Origin of the sequence: Rhodococcus sp. Eu-32 (genome assembly GCF_003336925.1) — a bacterium.
Lineage (GTDB): Bacteria > Actinomycetota > Actinomycetes > Mycobacteriales > Mycobacteriaceae > Rhodococcoides > Rhodococcoides kyotonensis_B.
Genome location: NZ_QGNK01000008.1, coordinates 162,382 through 188,043, shown reverse-complemented (window position 1 = coordinate 188,043; position 25,662 = coordinate 162,382). Strand labels below are relative to the sequence as shown.

General features: G+C 66.6%; 24 protein-coding genes. 2 read left to right on the top strand and 22 right to left on the bottom strand.

Annotated elements, in window-relative coordinates; genetic code table 11:
* Window position 1: 1 nt before the first annotated feature.
* From DK926_RS12340 to DK926_RS12290, 11 genes are all read right to left on the bottom strand, one after another.
* On the bottom strand, window positions 2–913 hold the full coding sequence (locus DK926_RS12340) for an acyl-CoA thioesterase II (RefSeq protein WP_114330621.1): 912 nt from the start codon (window positions 911–913) through the stop codon (window positions 2–4).
* Complete coding sequence (gene pyk, locus DK926_RS12335) at window positions 914–2,332, bottom strand: pyruvate kinase (protein WP_114330679.1); 1,419 nt, start codon at window positions 2,330–2,332, stop codon at window positions 914–916.
* 109 nt (window positions 2,333–2,441) lie between these two features.
* The gene (locus tag DK926_RS12330) at window positions 2,442–3,944 is read right to left on the bottom strand and encodes a glutamate synthase subunit beta (RefSeq protein ID WP_068420802.1); all 1,503 of its coding nucleotides are present in this window, start codon (window positions 3,942–3,944) and stop codon (window positions 2,442–2,444) included.
* Window positions 3,937–8,520 (bottom strand): glutamate synthase large subunit, encoded by a 4,584-nt coding sequence (gene gltB / locus DK926_RS12325; protein WP_114330620.1) that lies wholly within the window; start codon window positions 8,518–8,520, stop codon window positions 3,937–3,939. Before gltB ends, DK926_RS12330 begins: the two co-directional genes overlap by 8 nt.
* A gap of 262 nt (window positions 8,521–8,782) precedes the next feature.
* A complete protein-coding gene (locus DK926_RS12320; protein ID WP_068420798.1) occupies window positions 8,783–9,610 on the bottom strand; it encodes a TM2 domain-containing protein in 828 nt (275 codons plus the stop codon).
* A 57-nt stretch (window positions 9,611–9,667) separates the two neighbouring features.
* Window positions 9,668–10,615, bottom strand: a complete 948-nt coding sequence (gene lgt / locus DK926_RS12315) for a prolipoprotein diacylglyceryl transferase (RefSeq protein ID WP_114330619.1) — start codon at window positions 10,613–10,615, stop codon at window positions 9,668–9,670.
* Entirely contained in the window at window positions 10,612–11,412 is an 801-nt protein-coding gene (trpA, locus tag DK926_RS12310; protein ID WP_114330618.1) for a tryptophan synthase subunit alpha, read from the bottom strand. Before trpA ends, lgt begins: the two co-directional genes overlap by 4 nt.
* Entirely contained in the window at window positions 11,409–12,722 is a 1,314-nt protein-coding gene (gene trpB / locus DK926_RS12305) for a tryptophan synthase subunit beta (protein WP_114330617.1), read from the bottom strand. Before trpB ends, trpA begins: the two co-directional genes overlap by 4 nt.
* Before the next feature lie 51 nt (window positions 12,723–12,773).
* Entirely contained in the window at window positions 12,774–13,583 is an 810-nt protein-coding gene (gene trpC / locus DK926_RS12300) for an indole-3-glycerol phosphate synthase TrpC (RefSeq protein WP_068420791.1), read from the bottom strand.
* Between the two features lie 77 nt (window positions 13,584–13,660).
* The gene (locus DK926_RS12295) at window positions 13,661–14,332 is read right to left on the bottom strand and encodes a TIGR02234 family membrane protein (RefSeq protein ID WP_068420789.1); all 672 of its coding nucleotides are present in this window, start codon (window positions 14,330–14,332) and stop codon (window positions 13,661–13,663) included.
* Window positions 14,329–15,900 carry an anthranilate synthase component I gene (locus DK926_RS12290; protein ID WP_114330616.1) on the bottom strand — a complete coding sequence of 524 codons (1,572 nt, stop codon included), beginning with the start codon at window positions 15,898–15,900 and terminating at the stop codon, window positions 14,329–14,331. The genes DK926_RS12295 and DK926_RS12290 overlap by 4 nt, the downstream gene beginning before the upstream one ends.
* Window positions 15,901–15,956: 56 nt before the next feature.
* Here DK926_RS12290 and DK926_RS12285 point away from each other — a divergent pair, with 56 nt between their 5' ends.
* Together DK926_RS12285 and DK926_RS12280 are read left to right on the top strand one after the other, a co-directional pair.
* Window positions 15,957–16,421, top strand: coding sequence for a peroxiredoxin (locus DK926_RS12285; RefSeq protein ID WP_114330615.1), 465 nt, complete (start codon window positions 15,957–15,959; stop codon window positions 16,419–16,421).
* 93 nt (window positions 16,422–16,514) lie between these two features.
* Complete coding sequence (locus tag DK926_RS12280; protein WP_068420784.1) at window positions 16,515–17,012, top strand: MarR family transcriptional regulator; 498 nt, start codon at window positions 16,515–16,517, stop codon at window positions 17,010–17,012.
* 169 nt (window positions 17,013–17,181) lie between these two features.
* On the opposite strand, the gene hisI is transcribed toward DK926_RS12280, so the two are convergent.
* From hisI to DK926_RS12225, 11 genes are read right to left on the bottom strand one after another with little or no spacing between them, the layout of a single operon-like run.
* The gene (gene hisI, locus DK926_RS12275; RefSeq protein ID WP_068420782.1) at window positions 17,182–17,520 is read right to left on the bottom strand and encodes a phosphoribosyl-AMP cyclohydrolase; all 339 of its coding nucleotides are present in this window, start codon (window positions 17,518–17,520) and stop codon (window positions 17,182–17,184) included.
* Window positions 17,521–17,554: 34 nt separating this feature from the next.
* Entirely contained in the window at window positions 17,555–18,328 is a 774-nt protein-coding gene (gene hisF / locus DK926_RS12270; protein ID WP_068420779.1) for an imidazole glycerol phosphate synthase subunit HisF, read from the bottom strand.
* Window positions 18,325–19,155: an inositol monophosphatase gene (locus DK926_RS12265; RefSeq protein WP_114330614.1), complete on the bottom strand. Its 831-nt coding sequence runs from the start codon at window positions 19,153–19,155 to the stop codon at window positions 18,325–18,327. The genes hisF and DK926_RS12265 overlap by 4 nt, the downstream gene beginning before the upstream one ends.
* 6 nt (window positions 19,156–19,161) lie before the next feature.
* Window positions 19,162–19,896: a bifunctional 1-(5-phosphoribosyl)-5-((5-phosphoribosylamino)methylideneamino)imidazole-4-carboxamide isomerase/phosphoribosylanthranilate isomerase PriA gene (gene priA / locus DK926_RS12260; protein ID WP_068420775.1), complete on the bottom strand. Its 735-nt coding sequence runs from the start codon at window positions 19,894–19,896 to the stop codon at window positions 19,162–19,164.
* A 44-nt stretch (window positions 19,897–19,940) separates the two neighbouring features.
* Window positions 19,941–20,156 (bottom strand): hypothetical protein, encoded by a 216-nt coding sequence (locus DK926_RS12255; RefSeq protein ID WP_114330613.1) that lies wholly within the window; start codon window positions 20,154–20,156, stop codon window positions 19,941–19,943.
* 13 nt (window positions 20,157–20,169) lie between these two features.
* The gene (hisH, locus tag DK926_RS12250; protein WP_068420771.1) at window positions 20,170–20,799 is read right to left on the bottom strand and encodes an imidazole glycerol phosphate synthase subunit HisH; all 630 of its coding nucleotides are present in this window, start codon (window positions 20,797–20,799) and stop codon (window positions 20,170–20,172) included.
* Complete coding sequence (locus DK926_RS12245; RefSeq protein ID WP_114330678.1) at window positions 20,796–21,920, bottom strand: MFS transporter; 1,125 nt, start codon at window positions 21,918–21,920, stop codon at window positions 20,796–20,798. The genes hisH and DK926_RS12245 overlap by 4 nt, the downstream gene beginning before the upstream one ends.
* A 46-nt stretch (window positions 21,921–21,966) precedes the next feature.
* Entirely contained in the window at window positions 21,967–22,593 is a 627-nt protein-coding gene (gene hisB / locus DK926_RS12240; protein WP_068420769.1) for an imidazoleglycerol-phosphate dehydratase HisB, read from the bottom strand.
* Window positions 22,590–23,738, bottom strand: coding sequence for a histidinol-phosphate transaminase (locus DK926_RS12235; RefSeq protein WP_114330612.1), 1,149 nt, complete (start codon window positions 23,736–23,738; stop codon window positions 22,590–22,592). Before DK926_RS12235 ends, hisB begins: the two co-directional genes overlap by 4 nt.
* Complete coding sequence (hisD, locus tag DK926_RS12230; RefSeq protein ID WP_114330611.1) at window positions 23,735–25,075, bottom strand: histidinol dehydrogenase; 1,341 nt, start codon at window positions 25,073–25,075, stop codon at window positions 23,735–23,737. The genes DK926_RS12235 and hisD overlap by 4 nt, the downstream gene beginning before the upstream one ends.
* A 58-nt stretch (window positions 25,076–25,133) precedes the next feature.
* Entirely contained in the window at window positions 25,134–25,652 is a 519-nt protein-coding gene (locus DK926_RS12225; RefSeq protein ID WP_114330610.1) for a DinB family protein, read from the bottom strand.
* Between the last annotated feature and the right edge of the window lie 10 nt (window positions 25,653–25,662).

Here is a 25,662-nt window from a genome sequence, read left to right as displayed (position 1 = left end):
ACTACTTTCTCGGGAAGTGCCGAATCAGGCCTTCCTGCACGACGGTTGCGAGTAATACTCCGTCGGTCGAGAAGAAGCGGCCGGTCGCGAGACCGCGCGAACCCGCGGCCACAGGCGATTCCGTGGCGTAGAGGGCCCATTCGTCGAAACGAAACGGACGGTGGAACCAGATGGAATGGTTGACCGTCGCCGCGACGATACGGTCGAGTCCCCACGACAATCCGTGGGTGGTGAGGATCGAATCGAGCACCGTGGTGTCCGACGCGTACCCCATGGTCGCCGCGTGGAAGATCGGATCGTCGGGCAGCTCCCCGTCCGCCTTCATCCAGACGCGATTGTGCGTGAGCTTCTCCCCCGTGGTCTGCAGAATCCAGGCGGGGTCGTTGGCGTAACGCATGTCGATGGGCTTGAGCGCGTCGACGAACATCTGCAGTCGATCCTCGTACCCGACGAAGTGATCGCCCAACGGCGGCAACGTGTCCGGGTACGGCACCTCGGGCAACTCGACGCTGTGCTCGAGCCCCTTGCCGAAATCCTGGAACGCCGCGAGCATCACGAAGATCTCGTCGCCGTCCTGCAGCGCGGTGACTTGACGGTTCGCGAAGGCGCGCCCGTCACGGTGACGCTCGACGCGATACTCGATCGGCTTCTTGACGTCACCGCCTCGAATGAAGTGCGCATTGATGGCATGCACGTCACGTGACGTACCGGACACCGTGCGCCCGGCGGCGATCAGCGCCTGAGACACCATCTGTCCGCCGAAGGTCCGGCTGCCCACCTGGCGAGGATGATCCCCCCGGAACGTGTCCTCGCCGATCTCCTGGAGCTCGAGCAACTCGAGGAGCGTTTGTAGATCCGTCTTGTCATCGGTCGCCGCTGTGGCTGCAGCGCCGGTTCCCCCCGCATCGGTCACTTACCGGTCCTCTTCTCCAATTCGGTGCACGTGGATCAAGTTGGTCGAGCCTACTGTGCCCGGAGGAGCTCCGGCTACGATCACGACCTGATCGCCCTTGCTGTATCGACCCAGCTCCAGCAGCGCCTTGTCGACCTCGATCACCATCGCGTCGGTCGTCGCGACCTCGGGGACCAGAAAGGTCTCGGTGCCCCAGCTCAGCGCGAGCTGCGACCGGACCTCGGGGATCGAGGTGAACGCGAGCAGCGGAAGCGACGTGTGCAGACGCGCGAGACGACGCACGGTGTCACCGGACTGCGTGAAGGCGACCAGAGCCTTCGCGTCGAGACGCTCGCCGATGTCGCGTGCAGCGTAGGAGATGACACCACGCTTGGTACGCGGAACGTGAGTCAGCGGCGGAACCGGCTCGCCCTCGCTCTCGACGGTCTCGACGATCCGAGCCATCGTGCGGACGGTCTCCATGACGTACTTACCGACGGAGGTCTCACCGGACAACATCACGGCGTCGGTGCCGTCGAGCACGGCGTTCGCGACGTCCGACGCCTCCGCGCGGGTGGGCCGCGAATTCTCGATCATCGACTCGAGCATCTGCGTCGCGACGATGACCGGCTTCGCGTTGGCACGTGCGATCTGGATGGCGCGCTTCTGCACCAGCGGAACCTGCTCGAGCGGCAGCTCGACGCCGAGATCGCCACGCGCGACCATGATGGCGTCGAACGCGAGCACGATGGCTTCGAGATTGTCGACGGCCTCTGGCTTCTCCAGTTTCGCGATGACCGGAACGCGTCGGCCGACGCGATCCATCACCGCGTGCACCAGTTCGACGTCGGCGGGCGAGCGCACGAAAGACAGTGCGATGAAGTCGACGCCGAGACCGAGCGCGAACTCGAGGTCCGCAATGTCCTTCTCGGACAGGGCAGGCACCGACACGTTCATACCGGGCAGCGAGACACCCTTGTTGTTGCTGACGGGTCCGCCCTCGGTGACGCGGCACAGCACGTCGTTGCCCTCGACGCCGGTGACGACGAGTCCGACCTTGCCGTCGTCGACCAGCAGCCGGTCGCCTTCCTTGGCGTCCTGAGCGAGTTCCTTGTAGGTCGTCGACACGCGGTCGTGGGTGCCTTCGCACTCCTCGACGGTGATGCGCACCAATTCGCCGTTGGCCCACGTGGTCTTGCCTTCGGCGAAACGGCCGAGGCGGATCTTCGGTCCCTGCAGATCGGCGAGGATGCCGACGGCTTTGCCCGTGGCATTCGAAGCGGCACGGACTCTTTCGTAGTTTGCCTGATGATCCGGGTGATCGCCGTGGCTGAAATTCAGTCGGGCGACATCCATTCCACTCTCGACGAGTTCACGGATTCGATCACTGGTAGCGGTGGCGGGTCCAAGGGTGCAAACGATCTTCGTACGTCGGCTCACGACCACGAGCCTAGACGGTGGCTCCTGCCTTCTCCATGGCAGAGGGGTCCGACGCGATTCTACCCGTCGGTAACATCGCGTCGGACCTGTTCAAAACACCTGGATCAATTCAGACCACGGCCAGCGGCAAAGCAGTCGGGTGCACCGGAGACGGCAGATCCGACCGGCCCGTCAGGTATGCGTCGACGCCATGTGCCGCCGACCGGCCTTCCGCGATGGCCCACACGACCAACGACGCTCCTCGGTGCGCGTCGCCGCACACGAAGACACCGGGCGCCGTCGTCTGCCAGTCCGGGCCACACGACAGCGCGCCGCGACGGGTCAGGGTCAGTCCGTAGTCGTCGAGCAGCGGCCCGTGCTCGACGCCCTCGAACCCGATGGCGAACAGCGCGAGGTCGCACGGCAACTCGACCTCCTCGCCGATCGGGGTGATGACGCGTCGGCCGTCCGCATCGCGCTGGACTTCGACCTCGGCGAGCACCATGGCGCGTACGTGACCGTTCTCGTCGCCCAGGAAACGCTGCACGGCAACCTGGTGCCGTACGACGCCGCCCTCGGCGTGAGCCGGCGACGTCCGAAGGACCAGCGGCCACGACGGCCACGGCGAGCGCTCGTCGCGGATCTCGGGAAGCGCCTGGTTGTAATCCAACTGGGTCACCGACGCAGCACCCTGCCGGTGCGCGGTACCGAGACAGTCGGCCCCGGTGTCACCGCCGCCGATGATGACGACGTGCTTGTCCTTCGCGGAGATCGATGTAGGGCCGTCGCCCTCGCATTCCTTGTTGGCCGGCACGAGATGCTCCATGGCCAAGTGGATTCCGGCCAGAGAGCGTCCCTCGACCTCGGTGTTGTCCCGAGCGCGCAGCGCTCCGACCGCGAGCACGACCGCGTCGAACTTCTCCCGCAACTGCTCGACGGTGAAGTCGACACCCACTTCGCAGTCGGTGACGAAATGCGTTCCCTCGGCACGCATCTGCATCAGTCGCTGGTCCAGCACGGATTTTTCCAGCTTGAATTCGGGGATGCCGTAGCGCAGCAGGCCGCCGAGACGGTCGTCGCGTTCGTAGACGGTCACGTCGTGGCCGGCGCGCGTGAGTTGCTGCGCTGCAGCAAGTCCCGCCGGACCGGAACCGACGACGGCGACACGCTTTCCCGTGTTGATCGTCGGAGGCTGGGGCACGACCGAGCCTGCGTCCCACGCGAGATCGGCGATGGTCTGCTCGACACGCTTGATCGTCACGCTACCGCCGGTGTCGCTCTCGGCGATCGACAGCACGCACGCCGCCTCGCAGGGCGCGGGGCAGACGCGTCCGGTGAACTCGGGGAAGTTGTTCGTCGCGTGCAGTCGGTCGCTCGCAGCGTCCCACCGGTCCCGTCGCACGAGATCGTTCCACTCCGGAATCAGGTTGCCCAGCGGACAGCCCGCAGTTCCCGAGTGGCAGAACGGAATACCGCAATCCATGCAGCGACGGGCCTGGTCCGACACCTCTGCGGCGCGCTCGGACGCGGGCTGGTGCGAGTAGACCTCGTTCCAGTCCTTGACGCGTTCGGTGATCGGCCGCTTGGCGGCTTCCTGCTTGACGACGTTGAGGAATCCTCTGGGATCAGCCACGTGCTGCCTCCATGATTGCTGAGTCGACGTCGCGCCCCTCGGCGCGCGCCATCCTCGTCGCCTCCAGCACACGCTGGTAGTCGACGGGCATGATCTTCGTGAACAGTGCGGACCGCCGAGGCCAGTCCGCGAGGAGCGAGGCCGCGACGGTGGATCCGGTCCACTTCAAGTGGTTCTCCACCGTCTCGCGCAGCCACGCGAAGTCGTCGGGGTCAGGAGTCTGCAACGTCACCATGTCCATGTTGACGTCGCTCGCATCCAAGCCGAGGACGTAGGCGATACCGCCCGACATTCCGGCAGCCATGTTTCGCCCGGTCGGGCCGAGGACGACGACGCGTCCTCCGGTCATGTACTCGAACGCGTGGTCTCCGACGCCCTCGTTGACGGCCGTCGCACCCGAGTTGCGCACCGCGAACCGTTCGCCGACGCGGCCGCGCAGGAACACCTCACCCGACGTCGCGCCGTAGAGAAGTGTGTTGCCTGCGATGACGTTGTCCTCCGGGACGAAGGAGACGTCCTCGGCGGGACGCACGACGACGCGGCCGCCGGACAGTCCCTTGCCGACGTAGTCGTTCGCGTCGCCGATCAGATCGATCGTGACACCTGCGGGCAGGAAGGCGCCGAGCGACTGCCCGGCCGAACCGGTCAGCTGCACTCGAATGGTGTCGTCCGGCAGACCCCGTCCACCGAACCGACGCGTGACCTCGGAGCCGAGAAGTGTTCCGACCGTGCGGTTCACGTTGCGTACCGGTAGTTCGAGCGTGACCGGGTGAGCATCCTGGAGCGCACCCTCGGCGAGCTGAACGAGCGTGCGGTCGAGGGCGAAGTCCAGACCGTGATCCTGGCCGCGCAACCGTCGACGCTGCGTCAGCGGAGCTCCGTGCTGGTCGGTCGGCATCGCGAAGATCGGTGACAGGTCGAGTCCCTGGCTCTTCCAGTGCGCGATGCCTGCTGACGTCTCGAGCGCATCCGCGCGTCCGACGGCCTCGTCGATGCTGCGGAAGCCCAACTTCGCCAGGTACTGCCTGACGTCTTCCGCAACGAAACGGAAGAAGTCCTCGAGAAACTCGGGCTTGCCGTTGAAACGCTTGCGCAGGTCAGGGTTCTGCGTCGCGACGCCGACCGGGCAGGTGTCGAGGTGGCACACGCGCATCATGATGCAGCCGGACACGATCAACGGCGCAGTCGAGAAACCGAACTCCTCGGCACCGAGAAGCGCCGCCACGATGACGTCGCGCCCCGTCCGCAGACCGCCGTCGCACTGCACGGTGATGCGGTCACGAAGTCCGTTGAGCACCAACGTCTGCTGCGCGTCGGCGAGACCGATCTCCCACGGCGCACCAGCGTGCTTGAGCGAGGTCAGCGGCGCAGCGCCGGTACCGCCGTCGTAACCCGAGATCAGGACGACGTCGGCATGCGCCTTGCTCACACCCGTCGCGACCGTGCCGACCCCGACCGAGCTGACGAGCTTGACGTGAACGCGCGCATTCTCGTTCGCGTTCTTCAGATCGTGGATCAGCTGAGCGAGGTCCTCGATCGAGTAGATGTCGTGGTGCGGCGGCGGCGAGATCAGCCCGACGCCCGGCGTCGAGTGCCGCGTCTTGGCCACCCACGGGTAGACTTTGTAGCCCGGAAGCTGGCCTCCCTCACCGGGTTTCGCACCCTGCGCCATCTTGATCTGGATGTCCGACGCGTTCACGAGGTAATCGCTCGTGACACCGAAACGTCCGCTGGCGACCTGCTTGACGGCGCTGCGACGCGTCGGATCGTACAACCGGTCGGTGTCCTCGCCGCCCTCTCCCGAGTTGGAGCGTCCGCCGAGATTGTTCATCGCGACTGCCATCGCCTCGTGCGCCTCGGCCGAGATGGATCCGTAGCTCATCGCACCCGTGTTGAACCGGGTCACGATGGACTCGACCGGCTCGACCTCCTCCAGCGGAACAGGCGGGCGAATGCCCTCCTTCAGCTCGAACAGCCCGCGCAGCGCGCCGCCCTCACGTGCCAGACGATCGACCTCGTCGCTGTACTTCTGGAAGACGTCGAAGCGTCCGGTACGCGTCGCGTGCTGCAGCAGGAACACCGTCTCGGGCGTGAACAGGTGCAGCTCACCCTCGCGACGGAACTGGTACTCGCCGCCGATCTCGAGACGACGGTGCACGCGGTCGGTCGGATTCTCCGGATACGCGCGGCGGTGCCGCAGCTTGACCTCTTCGGCCAGCACGTCGAGGCCCACACCACCGAGCTTGCTGACGGTGCCCTTGAAGTACTCGCGCACGACGTCCTTGTCGAGGCCGATGGCCTCGAAAACCTGTGCGCCCGTATAGGATCCGACGGTCGAGATGCCCATCTTGGACATCACCTTCAGCACGCCCTTGCCGAGTCCGTACAGGTAGTTGCGCACCGCCACGGACGATTCGACGCCCGTCAGCTCGCCTTCGCCGACGAGGTCCTCGATGGACTCCATGGCGAGGTACGGGTTGACCGCCGCGGCGCCGTAGCCGATGAGCAGCGCGAGATGGTGTACCTCGCGGGCGTCGCCGGACTCGACGACGAGTGCGACCTTGGTGCGCTCCTTCGTGCGGACGAGATGATGGTGCACCGCCGCGGTCGCGAGCAGGGACGGAATCGGCGCATGCGTGTGGTCCGAATCGCGGTCGGAGATGATCAGCGTGCGGAACCCGGCTGCGATGGCCTTGCTCGCGCGGCGTCGCAGACTCTCGATGGCCTCGGCCAGTCCTTCTCCCCCGCGTTCCACCTCGTACAGCCCGCGCAGCACGGTGGCAGCGAGGCCGGGGTGATCGCCGTCGTGGTTGATGTGGATGATCTTGTTGAGCTCGTCGTTGTCGAGAACCGGCCACGGCAACACGATCTGGCGGCACGACGCGGCCGTCGGCTCCAGCAAGTTCTGCTCCGGGCCCATGACGCGGGACAGCGACGTGACGATTTCTTCACGGATCGAGTCGAGCGGGGGGTTGGTGACCTGCGCGAACAGTTCGACGAAGTAGTCGTACAGCAACCGGGACCGCTGCGACATGACGGCGGCGGGAGTGTCGGTTCCCATGGAGCCCAACGGTTCTCCGCCCGACGCAGCCATCGGCGACAGAACGACCCGCAGGTCTTCCTCGGTGTAGCCGAACGCGATCTGACGGCGCACGACCGACTCGTGGTTGTACTGGATGTGGGCGCGCTCCGGCAGACTCTTGATCTCGAGCAGTCCCGCGTGCAGCCATTCCTGATACGGGTGCTCGCCCGCGAGCTGCTGCTTGATCTCGGCGTCGGGCACGATGCGACCCGCCGCGGTGTCGACGAGGAACATCTTGCCCGGTTCGAGGCGGCCCTTCGCAACGACCTCGGACTGCGGAACCTCGAGGACGCCCGCCTCACTGGCGAGGATGATGCGTCCGTCGACCGTCTGCCACCATCGTCCGGGGCGCAGACCGTTGCGATCGAGCACGGCACCGACGTAGGAACCGTCGGTGAACGTGACGCAGGCGGGACCGTCCCACGGCTCCATGATCGACGCGTGGAACTGGTAGAACGCCCGTACGTCGGGGTCCATGTTGCGGTGGTTCTCCCACGGCTCGGGCAGCATCATCATGACGACGTGCGGCACGCTGCGGCCACCGAGATGCAGGAGTTCGAGCACCTCGTCGAGGGACACGGAGTCCGAACCATCGGGGTTGCAGATGGGATACAGACGTTCGAGGTCGCCAGGGATGATGGCGCTGCTCAGCATCGCCTCACGTGCCCGCATGCGGTTGCGGTTGCCCATGACGGTGTTGATCTCACCGTTGTGCGCGACGTAGCGGTGCGGGTGAGCAAGAGGCCACGACGGGAACGTGTTGGTCGAGAATCGGCTGTGCACGATCGCAATCGCGCTCTTGCACAACGGGTTCCGAAGGTCGGGGAAGAACATGGGCAGCTGCATCGTGGTGAGCATGCCCTTGTAGACGATGGTCCGGCTGGACAGCGACGGAAAGAACAGTCCGGTACCGGCCGCGGCGATCTCAGGCGTGACGCGCTCCGCGCGCTTGCGCACCGCGTAGACCTGACGGTCGAGCTCGAGGCCGCCGAGCCGAACGCCGTCGACCTCAGGCGCTGCCACGAACAGGTAGGACATGTGCGGCATGCAGCCGAGCGCTGTCAGACCGATGTCCGCGCCGTCGGGATCGACCTGAACTTCGCGCCACCCGAGTACGTCGAGACCCTCTTCGTGGGCGATCGCTTCGACGCGCGCCACGGCGTCGGCGCGTTCGCGAATGCCCTGCGGCAGGAAGCAGATTCCGGCGGCGTACGTGTTGGTGCCGTCCGCCAGCGCTTCGGGCAGCGGGAAGTCGACCAGAGACTCGAGGAGTTCGACGGGAAGCTGCAACAGGATGCCCGCGCCGTCACCGCTGTTGGGTTCCGCACCGGCCGCGCCTCGATGTTCGAGGTTCTCGAGCGCCAGAACTCCATCGGCGACGATGCTGTGCGACCGACGTCCGGCCACGTCGGCGATCATGGCGACGCCGCACGAGTCCTTCTCCTGGGCAGGGTCGTACAGACCTTGCTCTGCCGGCAACTGTGAGAACAGCATTCTCGTCTCCTCCACCTGTGCCAGGGAGACACCGTGAAAATGCTGTGCGCCGCATCGGCGGCGTTCTTTCCTCGGCGACTCCGCCAGCGAATGAGCTCTGGTGACAACGATACGGGTCACGCGAGAACTCGCTCGTGCTGAAATTCGGGTTCTACCGGGACAACTCTGGCCCGCGAAGGGGTCCGGCCGGGGCCGAACGAAACGAGCCTACCAGTAGCCCTTGACAGCTCGACAATTCCAGGGCTATTGGTCTCGACCGACGCTAATCGCGCAGTGGCCGACCGTGCTGGTCGCGGACACTGCCGGTGAGCATCATGATGCCGTCGATCAACGGCCAGATGCCACCGATGCCACAGGTCAACCAGGTGACGGCGATCTGCGCGATCGCGATTCCCGGCTGATTGAGATAGAACCGACCGGCACCGAAGGCACCGAGCAGGATTTCGAGAAGGCCGGCCGTCACCTTGGACTTGTCCGACAGCGGCTCACCCGTCATCGGGTGACGCCCGAACGGTGCCGACGGATCGACGCCGTAGCCACCCTGGAACCCGCCGTAGGGCTGTGGCGCGTAGCCCTGGGGTCCGTACCCGGGAGGGGGCGGCGGCGCGTATCCCGCGTCGGGAGTCGGCTGCGCGAACTGCTGGTAGCCGGGGTCCGGCGGCCCGTACACCGGTCCCCCGTGGTTCGGGTCACCGTAGTTGGGCGCGCCGTACGTGGGAGCACCGTACGGCTGAGTTCCGTAGTCGGTTCCGTACGCGTTCGGGTCGTACGACGGTGTCGCCGAGGGCTTGTCGAGATTCACACCCGGCGCGTCGGGCTCACTCGGCGGCGGGTAGCTCGGGCTTGCTCCCCATCCTGGACCGTTGCCGACGCCGGAGTGGACGTCCCATCCCGGACCCGAGCCGGAGCCCGACCCCGTCGCACCGGTGACCGGCCCGATCTCCGACGTGGCGGGCGGCTCCGACAACGATGCTTCCGCGGTCGCGTCGTAGTCGAACGGTGCACCGAACTCCGGCGGAGTGGACGGACGTTCCGCGTCGCTGCGGGATCCGCTCGTCGTCTCGTCTCGGTTCTTCTCGGGCTCGGTCACCGTGCGCTCCTCGTTCAGGTCGGCAGCTGATGCGGAGAGTCTGCCATGTGAGTCGGTTCAGTTCTCGGGTGTGCGTTCCGCGGCGTCGTCGACTGTTTCGTCGGTCGCCGCGTTCTCCTCCTCGGCGCCCTTGGACACCAGAGTCGACGGCTCCTCGCGCCCCTTCTTCGCCAGGACGACGTACGCCACCGCGAGCACGAAGACGATGGCCGAGGTGAACGAGTTGATGCGAATGCCTGCGATGTGCGTCGCGTAGTCGTCTCGCATGAGCTCGACCCAGAATCGACCTGCACAGTACCCGGCGACGTAGAGTGCGAACAGGCGTCCGTGGCCGATGGAGAACCGCTTGTCCACGATGACGAGAACCACGACGACCGCGAGGCTCGACAGGAGCTCGTACAGGAACGTCGGGTGGACGACCCTCTCGACGAGTCCCGTCGACACACCGGACAGCGAATCGATGCGGCCGTTCGCGTCGGCGCGTTCGTAGATTTCCAGACCCCACGGCACCGTGGTCTCGCGGCCGTACAGCTCCTGGTTGAAGTAGTTGCCGATGCGGCCGATCGCCTGTGCCAGCAGGATCGGGGGTGCCACGGCGTCGCCGAACGCGGGCAGCGGAATACCGCGCCTGCGGCACGCGATCCAGGCGCCGACGCCACCGAGCAGTACGGCGCCCCAGATTCCGAGGCCACCCTCCCAGACCTTCAGCGCTCGAATCGGGTCACCGCCCGCACCGAAGTACGTGGTCCAGTCCGTGGCGACGTGGTAGAGCCGCCCGCCGATCAGGCCGAACGGGACGGCCCACACCGCGACGTCGAGAACCGTTCCCTTGGTTCCTCCGCGAGCGACCCAGCGACGGTCACCCCAGATGATCGCGACGACGATGCCGAGAATGATGAACAGCGCGTAGGCCCGCAATGCGAGCGGACCCACGTACCAGACGCCCTGTGGCGGGCTGGGAATGTAGGCAAGGACAGAGGTCGACGACGCAAGGGCGGAAGTCACGACGACACGTTAGCCGAACGGACGCCCTCGGCGAGTTCGCTCGTGAGCGAGGCGACAGCATCCAGTCCGTTGTCGACCGCGCTGACCAGAGCGGAACCGACGATGACCGCGTCGGCGTAGCGGGCGATCTCGGCGGCCTGCGCACCCGAACGCACACCGAGTCCGACGCCGATCGGAATGTCGGAGTGAGCGCGGATGCGCTTCGTCAGTTCGGGAGCGGCCGACGACACGGCGTCGCGTGCGCCGGTCACGCCCATCGTCGAGGCGGCGTAGACGAAACCACTGCTCAATTCGACCGTGCTGGCGAGACGCTCCTCCGTGGACGACGGCGCGACGAGGAAGATGCGATCGAGATCGTGTGTCTTCGACGCCTCCAGCCACTCCCCTGCTTCGTCGGGAATGAGGTCGGGAGTGATGATGCCGAGTCCGCCTGCGTTCGCGAGATCCCGCGCGAACCGATCGATTCCGTAGCGCAGCACCAGATTCCAGTACGTCATGACGACCGCGCTACCACCCGCCGCCGACACCTTCTCGACGACCGTGAAGACGTCCTTGACCTTGACACCCGCGCGCAATGCCGTGTCGGCGGCCGCCTGGATGGTCGGGCCGTCCATGACCGGGTCGGAATACGGGATGCCGACCTCGACGATGTCGCAACCGGACTTCACCATGGTCTCGAGAACCTCGATCGACCCTTCGACCGTCGGGAAACCGGCCGGCAGGTAACCGACGAGCGCCGCGCGGTTCTCGGCGCGAGTCTTCTCGAATGTTGCTGCGAGCCTTGAACGTTCGATCATTCCTGCGCACCCTTCTCGGCGTCCACGTGTGCTTCGCCATCGCTGTCGACCAGCCCGAACCATTCGGCTGCGGTGTCGACGTCCTTGTCGCCGCGGCCGGACAGGTTCACGAGCACGATCTTGCCTTCGCCCAGTTCCTTGCCGAGCTTGAGCGCACCGGCGACCGCGTGCGCCGACTCGATGGCCGGGATGATGCCCTCGGTCCGGCTGAGCAGCTTGAAGGCATCCATCGCTTCGGTGTCGGTGATCCCGCGGTACTCCGCGCGTCCGAGATCGTTGAGATGCGAGTGCTCCGGGCCGACGCCCGGGTAGTCCAGACCTGCCGAGATCGAGTGCGACTCGATGGTCTGGCCGTCCTCGTCCTGCAGCAGGTAGGAGTACGCGCCGTGCAGGGCTCCCGGGGTGCCGCCGCTGATCGTGGCTGCGTGACGACCCGTCTCGACGCCGTCACCCGCGGCCTCGAAGCCCACGAGACGAACCGACGGATCGTCGATGAACGCGTGGAAGATGCCGATCGCGTTCGAGCCGCCGCCGACGCACGCGGCGATGGCGTCGGGAAGCCGTCCCGTCGACGCCTGAACCTGTTGGCGCGCTTCGAGTCCGATGATGCGCTGGAAGTCGCGGACCATCAGCGGGAACGGGTGCGGTCCGGCGACCGTGCCGAAGCAGTAGTAGGTGTCGTGAGCGTTGGTGACCCAGTCGCGCAGTGCTTCGTTGATCGCGTCCTTCAGTGTGCGCGAACCCGACTTGACCGCAACGACACTGGACCCGAGCAGCCGCATCCGGGCGACGTTCAGTGCCTGACGCTCGGTGTCGACCTCGCCCATGTACACGACACAGTCGAGTCCGAGCAGGGCGCATGCGGTAGCCGTCGCGACACCGTGCTGGCCTGCACCCGTCTCGGCGATAACGCGTGTCTTGCCCATCCGCTTGGCGAGCAGAACCTGGCCGAGGACGTTGTTGATCTTGTGAGAACCAGTGTGGTTGAGGTCTTCTCGCTTCAGAAGGATCCGCGCGCCACCCGCATGCTCCGACAGCCGCGTCGCCTCGAACACCGGCGACGGACGGCCCGTGTAGTCGCGCTGCAGTCGATCGAGCTCGGCGAGGAATTCGTTGTCGCTGCGCACCTTGTCGTACTCGGCGGAGACTTCCTCGATGACGCCCATGAGCGCCTCGGGAACGAACCGTCCACCGTAGACACCGAAATGCCCGCCGACGTCGGGATTGTGCTGACTACGGTCGGTGACACCCGCGCTGGTCTCCGGGAGGTCACCGCCCTTGAAACGAGGGCTCTGAAGGTTGCTGCTCACCCGTCCAGTCTGCCCCAGCCGTCACCGGCGGCAGCGTTCGGGTCTACCGTTTCAGCGGGCAGGCTTGGGGCAGGAAGGGTGGGTTCCCGCGGTGACCAGATCGGAGACCGCGGTACGAGGATCGCCGCTGGTGACGAGCCCCTCGCCGACGAGCACCGCGTCGGCACCCGCGCCCGCGTACGCGAGAAGATCCGCCGTGCCCCTGACGCCCGATTCGGCGACGCGGATGACTTCGCTCGGCAGTCCGGGAGCGATGCGCGAGAACGCGTCGCGATCGATTTCCAACGTCTTCAAGTCACGCGCGTTGATGCCGATGACGCGTGCACCCGCTTCGAGCGCACGATCCGCTTCGGCTTCGGTGTGCACCTCGACGAGGGCGGTCATGCCGAGCGACTCGGTGCGATCGAGGAGCGAGGTGAGCGCATGCTGGTCGAGTGCGGCGACGATCAACAGGATGACGTCGGCGCCGTGGGCCCGAGCCTCGTGGATCTGATACGGACCGACGATGAAGTCCTTGCGCAGCACCGGAATACTGACGGCCTTGCGCACCGCGTCCAGGTCGGCGAGCGAACCGTGGAATCGACGCTCCTCGGTGAGAACGCTGATGACGCGCGCGCCACCCTGCTCGTAGGCCTGAGCAAGAACCGCAGGATCACCGATCTCGGCGAGGGCGCCCTTCGACGGGCTCGCGCGCTTGACCTCGGCGATGACGCCGATGCCGTCCTCGTGCAATGCAGCGGTCGCGTCCAGTGCCGCAGGCGCCTTCAGCGCAGCGGCCTTCACGGAAGCGAAGTCGACAATGGATTCTCGCGCTGCGACGTCGGCACGCACACCGTCCAGAATCGAATCGAGAACAGTCATGGTGGCCCGAGTCCTTTCCCATCGGTGACCTGATGTGAGGAAGCTCATCGAGGTCTTCCCTAGCGTAGAGGGCGGTTTCAGTGATCGTTCCTCGGGGTCCTATCGGTCGGATCCTCCCCCGCATCGAGCGCGTCCCACAGCATCCGCTCGGTCAAGTCATCCCCCTCACCGTTCGCGTCGGCGCGTTCCGACGCAGTCCTCGCGCGCTCGGCGGCCTCGTCGCGCCGCGCGGCAGGAGCGTCGTACTTCGACGACAATACCTTCCGAGAGGTTGGTTTTCGTAGCAGAACGATCGCGGCGACCAGAGCGCACACGGCCCCGATCAGCGCCAGCGCTGCCGGGAGCAGAGAGGTCTGCGTCGACGTCACCTCGGCGCGGGTCGGAAGTTCGGCGACGCTCGACGCCTCGTCCGCCGACACGTCACCGAACAATGCGCCGACTGCCGGAACGGCAGCGGCGACGGCGACGAGAGCGACGAGAACCGCCAGAACCCGTGACGCCCACCCCTTGACGGCGAATTGCGCGGCCACCGCCGCGACGAGCGCAAGCGCCAGAGGGGTCGACGCGGCCGCCCACGTGCTACCGAGGAGTTCGGTCGTGCGGGCCTCGCCCAGACCGTCCGACGAGGTGACCGTCACCCACGTCATTCGCGAGCTGCCCCACAGGCACGCAGCACCGACGAGCAGAAGAACCACCGACACGGCCGTCGCGCGGGCTCCCGTGCCTCGTCGCTGCGTCGCCGACGTCACGGGTGATCGCCTCTCACGGCTCGGAGCGATTCGGCGGCGGCCACCGCGCCCAGAACGGCCATCGCCTTGTTCTTGGCCTCGGTGTCCTCGTATTCGGCCACCGAATCGGCGACGACGCCTGCCCCCGCCTGCACGTACGCGGTGCCGTCCTTCATCAGGGCCGTGCGAATGGCGATCGCAGTGTCCGCATCGCCCGAGAAATCGAGATATCCGACGATGCCGCCGTAGATTCCGCGTCGGGTCGGCTCCAGCTCGTCGATCAGTTCCATCGCGCGCACCTTGGGCGCACCGGACAGTGTTCCGGCCGGGAAACACGCCTTGACGGCGTCGAGCGCCTGCCGTCCGTCGGCGAGATGTCCGGTCACGGTGGACACGAGGTGCATGACGTGGCTGTAACGCTCGATGTGTCGATAGTCGTTGACGCGCACCGTCCCGGGCGTGCAGACGCGGCCCAGGTCGTTGCGTCCCAGATCCACGAGCATGAGGTGCTCGGCGTTCTCCTTCTCGTCGGCGAGCAGGTCCTTCTCGAGCAGGACGTCCTCTTCCTCCGACTTACCGCGCCACCTGGTGCCTGCGATGGGATGCGTCGTCGCGACACCGTCGACGACGGTGACGAGCGCTTCCGGGCTCGACCCGACGATCGAGAACGCCGTCTCGCCGTCTGCGCCCGGCACGTGCATCAAGTACATGTACGGACTCGGGTTCGATGCGCGCAGCATGCGATAGACGTCGATCGGCGCTGCATCGGTGTCCATCTCGAACCGCTGCGACAGCACGACCTGGAAGGCCTCGCCCGCCTCGATCTCCTCGACGAGACGACGGACGTCCTTGCCGAAGCCTTCGGAGGTGCGCTGACGCCGATAGTTCGGGGTCGGGCGCGACATCGTCGAGACGGTCGACGGTGCAGGTGCGGCCAGGTCCGCGCACATCCGGTCGAGGCGTGCCACCGCGTCGTCGTACGCCGCGTCGACGCGCTCGTCCGTGCCGTCCCAGTTGACAGCGTTCGCGATCAAGGTGATCGCACCCTCGTGATGATCCACCGCCGCCAGATCCGTGGCGAGGAGCATCAGCATCTCGGGGACCCGAAGGTCGTCCTCCGCATGCTCGGGCAGGCGTTCGATGCGACGGACCGCGTCGTACCCCATGTACCCGACCATTCCGCCGGTCAGCGGGGGCAGCCCGGGGAGGCGCTCGGACCGCAGAAACTCCAGCGTGCGGCCCAGCACGTCGAGCGGATTTCCACCCGACGGCACGCCTGCCGGCACGTTTCCGCGCCAGACGGCGTCTCCGTTCTCCACGGTCAGCGCCGCCGGTGTGCCCGCACCGATGAACGACCAGCGCGACCAGGAGCGGCCGTTCTCCGCGGATTCGAACAGGAACGTCCCAGGGCGGTCGCCGCCGAGCTTGCGGTACGCCGACAACGGCGTCTCCGAATCCGCCAGCACCTTGCGAACGACGGGCACGACGCGATGTTCGGCGGCAAGTGCCCGAAACACCTCCCGCGTGGTCGTCGAGGACGAGTCGGCAGGTTGCGTCGCACCGGGCAGTGTCGTGGTCTCGCCATGCATGACTTCATCATCCCAGGTGCCGCACGCACGCCGCGTCGCGCGGTAGCCTGCGTGGCATGAAACCAGGTGACAGCGTCCCGGACTTCACGCTTCCCGACCAGACGGGCACCCCGCAGTCCCTCGACGGGCTGTTGCGGAACGGCCCGGTCGTCCTGTTCTTCTATCCCGCCGCCTTCACCCCCGGCTGCACCGCCGAGGCATGTCACTTCCGAGATCTGGCAGCCGAGTTCGCCGAAGTGGGCGCGACTCGGGTCGGAATCAGCACCGACGCCGTCGCCAAGCAGTCGGACTTCTCCGCGGACAAGGGGTTCGACTACCCGCTGCTGTCCGACTCCGACGGTGCCGTGGCCACGGCGTTCGGCGTCAAGCGCGGGTTGCTCGGGAAGTTGTCACCGGTCAAGCGGGCGACGTTCGTGATCGACACCGACCGCACCGTCCTCGAAGCCTTCAGCAGCGAATTCCGGTTCGAGGCGCACGCCGATCATGCGCTCGAGTTCCTGCGGAGTCGATCGACGCGGTAGTTCCGTACGGCGTGTGTGTGAAGCTTCAATCGAGTGGAACACTGTGACTGAGCACAACACAGTGTCTGCGTTCGATCAGGAGGGCTCACCGCGATGGACAAGTCGACGACCGAGGTCGAAGCTCGCTGGCTCAGCGACAGCCAGCAAGCCGCGTGGCGATCGTTGGTAGCCATCGTCACCCGACTACCCGCAGCGCTGGACACCCAGCTGCAGCGCGACTCCGGTCTGACTCACTTCGACTACTTCGTGCTGTCTAGCCTGTCCGAACACGCCGACCGGCGCATCCAGCTCCGTGATCTCGCCAAGATCGCGAACGCCTCGCTGTCGCGGCTGTCTCACGTCGTCACGAAACTCGAGAAGGCCGGATGGGTTCGACGCGAAAGCATCGAAGGCAGTCGGGGTTCGTATGCGGTGCTGACCGACGCAGGCATGGAGAAGGTCGTCGGCGCCGCGCCGAGCCACGTCAACACCGTGCAGGCGCTGCTTTTCGAGGGCCTCGGGCCCGATCACGTCGAACAGCTGGCCTCGCTCAGCGCCGTCATGCTCGAGCAGCTGGACAAGGGCATCGCGGAGGGGACGGGGAAGGCCTGACGGTCTGCCCCGGTTTTCCCTTCCCTTTCCCGACCGAAGGTGACATCCGGTCACTCGGAGTGACCACGGGGCGCCCTCGGTCCCAACCGCGCCGCAACCCGATCCGACCGAGGGTGACATTCGGTCACTCAGAGTGACCATGGGACGCCCTCGGTCCGCGAACGAGGGCTCAGCCCAGCAGAACGTCCGAATCGAAGCAAGTGTGCGTTCCGGTATGGCAAGCGGCGCCGACCTGGTCGACGACGAGAAGCACGGTGTCACCGTCGCAGTCGAGGCGCACCTCGTGGACGTACTGGGTGTGCCCCGAAGTCTCGCCTTTGACCCAGTACTGCTTCCGCGATCGCGAATAGTACGTTCCCCGACGCGTCTCGAGTGTGCGGGCCAGTGCCTCGTCGTCCATCCAGGCGACCATGAGTACGTTGCCGGTGCTGCGCTCCTGCGCGACGGCGCTGAAAAGCCCCGCGTCGTTACGCTTCAGCCGGGCGGCAATGGCCGGGTCCAGACTCATGCTCTCGCTCTACCTTTCGAGTTGCCGTGGACTGTCAGCGTACGACGATGCCGTCGACGCGCATCGCGTCCTTGACCTGTGGGATGGTCAGATCGCCGAAGTGGAAGACGCTCGCCGCGAGGACGGCGTCGGCTCCCGCGGTGACGGCAGGCGGAAAGTGTTCGACGGCACCCGCACCACCACTCGCGATGACGGGAACGTGGACGGCGGATCGGACTGCCGTGATCATCGGGAGGTCGAAGCCTGCCTTCGTGCCGTCGGCGTCCATCGAGTTGAGCAGAATCTCGCCGACCCCGAGCTCGGCGCCGCGCACGGCCCACTCGACCGCGTCGATTCCGGTGCCGCGCTTGCCGCCGTGGGTGGTGACCTCCCACCCCGACGGTGTGTCTTCCTGGCCGTCCGGAACCGTTCGGGCATCGACGGACAGCACGATGCACTGCGATCCGAAGCGCTCGCTCAGTTCACGCAGCAGTTCGGGTCGCGCGATGGCTGCGGTGTTCACGCTTACCTTGTCGGCGCCGGCACGCAGCAGCTTGTCGACGTCGTCGACCGTGCGCACTCCCCCGCCGACGGTCAGAGGAATGAAGACCTGTTCCGCGGTTCGACTGACGACGTCGAGCATCGTGCCTCGTGCAGCGGTCGACGCGGTGACGTCGAGGAACGTCAGCTCGTCGGCCCCCTGCGCGTCGTACGCACGGGCAAGTTCGACGGGATCGCCTGCGTCGCGCAGGTTTTCGAAGTTGACGCCCTTGACCACTCGGCCGGCATCCACGTCGAGGCACGGGATGACACGTACTGCGACGCTCATCGAACACGTCCTTCCAGGAAATCTTTCGGATCGCCGAGCGAGGCGACGACCTTCGACAGTTCTTCGTGCACCCCGGGCGATCCGGCCAACACCGAGGTGGAGTCGACGGTCCACGGGGCGCCCGCGAGGTCGGTGACGACACCGCCTGCCGCCTGCACCATCAGGGCGCCTGCGGCGTTGTCCCACGCGCGATGGCCGAACACGACACAGCCGCCGAGGACACCGCTCGCGGTGTACGCGAGGTCCACCCCGGTGGCTCCGTGCATACGCAGACGAGAGGACACCTTCGACAGTTCTTCGAGTATGCGCACGCGGTAGAGGCCGGGGATTCGTCCACGACTCGCGATGTTGAATGCGCCGAACCCGATCATCGAGTCCCCGAGCGCCCGGTGCTCGAGCCGCGGCAACGCCTCACCGTCGAGCCTCAGCGGCCCGCCTGCGATGGCCGTGAATCGCTGACGCACCAGTGGGAGCCACGTCAACGCCAGCACCGGGACGCCGCCGTCGAGCAGTGCGAGCAAGGTGCCTGCGGAGGGCAGACCGGCCGAATAGTTGAACGTCCCGTCGATCGGGTCGAGCACCCACACCGGATCGCCGTGTAGGTCGGGACCACCGAATTCTTCGCCGTGCACTTCGATTCCGGTGTGCTCGAACAGCTCCGACGTCAGCCGCTTCTCCAGTTCGAGGTCGACAGCCGTCGCGAAGTCGTCCGGGCCCTTCTGCACGGCACTCGGCGCACCGACGCCCGCGACGAATCGCTCGTGCACGCCGTCGAGCAACCCACTTGCGATGTCCAGCAGGCGCTGCGGATCCTCGGGCAGACTCATGTGCGGCTACCCGGACACCGCGGCGAGCGCGTCGGGAAGGGTGAACCGACCGGCGTAGAGGGCCTTTCCGACGATGGAACCCTCGACTCCTTGGTCGACGAGGGTGGCGATCGCACGGAGATCGTCGATCGTCGAGACACCACCGGACGCGACGACGGGCTTGTCGGTCTTGGCGCACACCTGACTCAGCAGGTCGAGGTTCGGCCCCGTCAAGGTGCCGTCCTTGGACACGTCGGTCACGACGTACCGCGAACATCCGTCGCGCTCGAGCCGTTCGAGGATCTCCCAGAGATCCCCACCGTCGCTGACCCACCCGCGTCCCTTGACGCGCGGGATGCCGTCTTCGATACGCACGTCGAGGCCGACCGCGATGCGGTCGCCGAATTCGCCGATCGCACGCGCGCACCATTCCGGGTTCTCGATCGCGGCGGTGCCCAGATTGACTCGCGCACAACCGGTTGCGAGCGCTGCGCGCAGCGATTCGTCGTCGCGGATGCCGCCGGACAGCTCGACCTTGACGTCCAGCTCACCGACGACGTCGGCCAGCAGTTCACGGTTGGAGCCACGACCGAATGCTGCGTCGAGGTCGACGAGATGCACCCACTCGGCGCCGTCGTTCTGCCACGCCAGCGCGGCATCACGCGGGGATCCGTACTTCGTTTCGCTCCCCGCCTCTCCCTGAACGAGACGGACAGCTTCGCCGCCTGCGACGTCGACAGCAGGCAATAAGACCAGGCTCACGTGCGTTCATGCTACTGCCCGCATCCGACAATCGAGCTGCTGGGTCACTCGTCGTCGCCGAGTCCACGACGCGTCATGCGTGTGGAGACGACGCCCATCGAGGTGACGGCCGCGGCGACACCGATCGCGACGATCACCAGACCCCAGCCCGGACCAGGTCGAACCACTGCAACGACGACGGTGGTGAGCAACAGCGCGAGAGCGGCACTGCCGAGAGAGGCGACCACGAGGCGCCCGAACGAGAACTCTCGCGCGCTCATCCCGTCGTACCGATCACAACGAGTCGACCCAGTTCTTCAGCAGCGCCGCGCCTGCGTCACCGGACTTCTCCGGGTGGAATTGGGTAGCGGACAACGGACCGTTCTCGACGGCGGCCAGGAAGTCGCCGCCGTGGTCTGCCCACGTCAACAGCGGAGCTGCGATGGTGTCACCGACATCCATCGTCCACTTCTGCACCGCGTAGGAGTGCACGAAGTAGAACCGTGTGTCGGCGTCGATACCGTCGAACAGAACGCTCTTCTCCGGCGCGCGGACGGTGTTCCAGCCCATGTGCGGAAGCACCGGTGCGGCCAACCGTTCGACGGTGCCGGGCCACTCGCCGCAGCCGTCGGCCTCCACGCCGAATTCGACGCCCCTCTCGAACATGATCTGCATCCCGACGCAGATGCCGAGCACGGGACGGCCGCCGGCGAGGCGCTGGCCGATGATGCGGTCTCCCTTGACCCCGAGAAGACCTTCCATGCACGCCGCGAACGCGCCGACGCCGGGAACGACGAGACCGTCCGCAGCCAGAGCGGCCTTGGGGTCGTTCGTCACCTCGACGTCCGCTCCGACGCGGTCGAGTGCGCGCTTGGCCGAGTGAAGATTGCCCGAGCCGTAGTCGAGCAGGGCCACAGATTTCATGGCCCGAGTCTATCCGCCTGCATTCGTCGCGACGTCGCCACCACCACGGCCATCAGGAACGCGACCACGGCGACCATCGCGAATCCGCCGGTGTAGCCGGTTGTTCCGACGACGAGGCCGAGCGTCATCGCGCCCGCGCCGGTGCCTGCGTCGAATCCGATGTTCCAGGCGGCGCTGGCCTGGCTGTAGCGCTCGCGGCCCGCGGCGTCGAACGCCATCACCAAGCTGTCGTTCTGCGTCGCGCCGTACCCGAGTCCGAACAGCACCGCCGCGGCCATGAACACGACCGCAGGGTTGGTCTCGAACACGGCGAACGCGAACACCGCGACACCGCCACCGACGAGCGCCAGGGCTGGTGCCAGTGCCCGACCGATTCCGATGTGGTCGGCGATCACGCCGGCACCGTAGCGTCCGACGAGCATCGCGACACTGACGACCGACAGCGCGACGCCGATCATCGACTCGCGCCCCGGTTCCGCGATCGGCAGCAGACTCGACAGCCCGCCGAACGACGCCGACGCGGCCGCGATGGCGAGACACGGGATCAGCAGCCGTCCGAATCCGCGACGCGGTGTCCGCGGCTCGCCGCGTGCGGGCACCACAGGGCGAATCGGGGGCAGAAACACGATGGCCACGAGTCCGAGCAGCGGAACCGCCGCGCCGATCAGGAACACCGAAGTCGGGGACACCGCGAACAACGCCAACCCGGCAGGAAGCGTCACGGCTTGGGACAGCGCGACGGCTATGCCCTGGGCGCCGGTCGCACGACCGAGTTGCGCAGGAGGCGCCAGTTCCGCGACGAGCGCCGACGCCGCCACCGTCAACATGCCGAACCCGATGCCTCGCACCGCCGACACACTCAGCGCAGGAATCACGTCCACCGACAGCGCGAACGACGCCGCGGGCGCACCGAGCAAGATGCACCCGGCCGCCAGGACGAGACGGTGACCGAATCGAGCCAACATGCGCGGCACGAACAGCTGTGTCGCGACCGTCGTCGCCATGAAGATCGCGGTACTCGCGCCGGCGACGGCGTCGGACCCGCCTGCGACGGACACGGCCAACGGAACGACGGGAAGGAGAAGGCCCCATCCCCCGAACGCGGCGGCACCCATCGCCATCGCGGCGGGCAGACCGCGAATGGACAGCAGCGACGTCAAGCGGACGTCACAGACTTCCCTTGGTCGACGGAATCCCGCTGACCCGAGGGTCGAATTCGACGGCCTGCCGCAGCGCACGCGCGACGGCCTTGAACTCCGCTTCGGTGATGTGGTGCGGATCGCGTCCGTAGAGAACTCGAACATGCAGTGCGATACGGGCATTCATCGCGAGCGACTCGAACACGTGCCGGTTGATGACCGTCGAGTAGGGCACGCCGGGGTAGCCGCCGATGACCGAGTGCACGAGGTAGTCCGGCTCACCGGTGTGCACGCAGTACGGCCGACCCGAGACGTCGACGGATGCGTGGACCTGCGTCTCGTCCATCGGAATGAACGCGTCGCCGAAGCGAGTGATACCCGACTTGTCGCCGAGCGCCTGGCCGAGCGCCTGACCGAGCACGATGGCGGTGTCCTCGACGGTGTGGTGTGCGTCGATCTCGACGTCGCCCTTCGCGTGCACGGTGAGATCGAACCGAGCGTGCGTACCCAGCGCCGTCAGCATGTGATCGAAGAACGCGACACCCGTCGAGATGTCGACCGTGCCCGTGCCGTCGAGGTTCAGTTCGACGGTGATGTCGGACTCCTTGGTCGCGCGCTCGATGCGGGCGATCCTGGGTGATGCTGCCGTGGTCATCGGCTGGCCTCCGGTTGCGTTGTGGTCGTGGCGAGTTCGTCTCGAACCAGTTGTGCACTGACGTCGAGGAACCGGTCGTTCTCGGTGTCGAGTCCGATGGTGGTGCGTAGATATCCGGGAATGCCGACGTCGCGGATCAGCACGCCCTCGTCGAGGTAGCGCTTCCAGGTGGCAGCAGCGTTCGAGAACCGGCCGAACAGAACGAAATTGGCGTCGCTCGGTACGACGTCGAAACCGTAGCTCGTCAATGCTGCCATCACGCGGTCACGCTCGGACGACAGCTGCGCGACGCTACCGAGCGTCTCCGACGCGTGCCGCAGCGCCGCGAGTGCGGCGGCCTGAGTGACGACCGACAGGTGATACGGCAAGCGCACCAACAACATCGCGTCGACGACGGCAGGAGCTGCCACGAGGTAGCCGAGCCTCCCGCCCGCGAACGCGAACGCCTTGCTCATCGTGCGGCTCACGACGAGTTTGGTCGGGTAGTCGTCGATCAGCCCGATCGCGCTGCGCAGCGACGAGAACTCGGCGTACGCCTCGTCCACGATGACGATTCCGCCCGCCGCATCGAGAATTCGTCGCAGGTCGGACTCGGCGATGCTGTGGCCGGTCGGGTTGTTGGGGCTCGTCACGAACACGACGTCGGGCTGACGCGCCTCGATCGCCGAGACCGCGTAGTCGACGTCGAGCGAGAAGTCGTCGCGACGCATCGCCTCGATCCACTCGGTCTGGGTGCCCGACGAGATGATCGGGTGCATCGAGTACGACGGCACGAAACCGAGCGACGAGCGTCCCGGTCCACCGAATGCCTGCAGCAGCTGCTGCAGAATCTCGTTGGAGCCGTTGGCCGCCCACACGTTGGCGACGTCGACGGCGAATCCGGTCTGTCCCGTCAGGTAGTCGGCCAGCGCAGTGCGCAATTCGACGGCGTCTCTATCCGGGTACCGGTGCAACTGAGTCGCGGCGACGCGCACCGACTCGGCGACATCGTCGACGAGTGCCTGCGTCGGCGGGTGCGGGTTCTCGTTCGTGTTGAGCTGTACCGGAACCGTCAGCTGCGGCGCACCGTATGCGGACTTACCGCGCAAGCTGTCTCGGATCGGCAGGTCGTCGAGCGAAACAGACCGGCCGGCAACGGAACTCACGAGGTCAGTCCTTCGAATCGGAGGCGGACGGCTTCGCCGTGGGCGGGCAGGTCCTCGGCGTTCGCCAGGGCGATCACGTGACCTGCAACATCTTTCAGGGCCGCTTCCGAATAGTCGACGACGTGGATGCCGCGCAGGAAGGTCTGCACGCTGAGCCCCGACGAGTGCCGTGCGCACCCGGCGGTCGGCAGCACGTGATTGGACCCTGCGCAGTAGTCACCGAGACTGACAGGCGACCAGGCGCCGACGAACACCGCTCCGGCGCTTCGTACCCGAGCAGCCACCGCCGACGCGTCCTCGGTCTGAATCTCGAGGTGTTCGGCGGCATAGGCGTCGACGACGCGCAACCCCTGGTCGATGCCGTCGACCAGCACGATGCCCGACTGCGCACCCGAGAGCGCCGTCGTCACTCGCTCGGCATGCTTGGTGAACTCCAGCTGGGCCCACAACGCCGCGTCGACCGCGTCCGCGAGTTCGGTGCTCGTGGTCACCAGCACACTTGCCGCCATGACGTCGTGCTCGGCTTGGCTGATCATGTCCGCTGCCACGTGCACCGGATCGGCCGACGCGTCGGCCAGGATCGCGATCTCCGTCGGGCCCGCCTCGGCGTCGATACCGACCACGCCGCGGCACAACCGTTTCGCGGCAGTGACGTAGATGTTGCCGGGGCCGGTGATCAGATCCACCGGGGCCAGCTCGGCGCCGTCGGTGTCGGTGCCGCCGTAGGTCAGCAGAGCGACGCCCTGGCCACCGCCGACAGCCCACACCTCGTCGACACCCAACAGCTGCGCGGCAGCAAGGATCGTCGGGTGCGGCAGACCGCCGAACTCCGCCTGCGGGGGCGACGCGACGACGAGCGAGCCGACGCCCGCGGTCTGCGCGGGCACCACGTTCATGACCACCGACGACGGGTAGACGGCGTTACCACCGGGCACGTACAGCCCGACACGGTCGACGGGAATCCAACGCTCGGTCACAGTGCCCCCGGGGACGACCTCGGTCGTCGTGTCCGTCCGGCGCTGATCTGCATGCACGACGCGGGTACGCGTGATCGCGACCTCCAGCGCCTCACGCACCGCAGGATCGAGCTCGTCGAGCGCCTTGACCAGCGCCTCGGCCGGCACCCGCACCCGATCGGGGCGGACACCGTCGAACTGCTCGCTGTACTCGAGGGCCGCGTCGACACCACGATCGCGGACCGCGTCGACGACCGGGCGAACATGATGCAGCACCGCGTCGACATCCACTCCGCCTCGTGGGAGAGCGCCGCGTAGTTCGGCGGTGGATGGAGTTCGGCCGCGTAGATCCACGCGGGCGAGCTCGATGCGGGCAGGCATAGTGACCCCTTCGGAAAGTCGTATGGTGTAACTCAAGGATAGTTCGCGTGATTTTCGGCTATCGCCGCACGTCCCACAGATGATGGACCGGGTCGTGGATGTAGTACTGCGCCAGTGTCCGGATGGTGAACCGCGCGCCGTCACTCCGCCGACCGGTTCGCGACAGATCGGCATCCGGCACCGCGTCGAACGCGTCCGCGAGGGCGCGTGCTGCGTCGGCGAGTTCGACCGCCACCGTGGCCGGGTCCTGCGCGTTGTAGTCGTCCTCGATCGCCGTCGCGTCCTGGTCCCAGTTCTCGAACAGAGGGTCGTCCTCGGTACGCACCAGATCGAGGCGCGTCAGAAACTTCCGGTGGACGTCGCGGACGTGCGCGCCGTACTCCAGTCGCGACCAGGTCTGCTCGTTCGGTCGCTGTGCGACGTGCGGGGACGACAGGACGTTCGCCCAGGCGTCGACGTCGGCTCTGATCAATGCGGGGATGTCGCGAAACGAGACGTCGCCGGCGAAGAAGCCGCAGTCGGGACACTGCCGCTCGAGGACCCAGGTCCAGTTCTTCGTGTCGGGAACGATTGCCATGCCGAAAAGT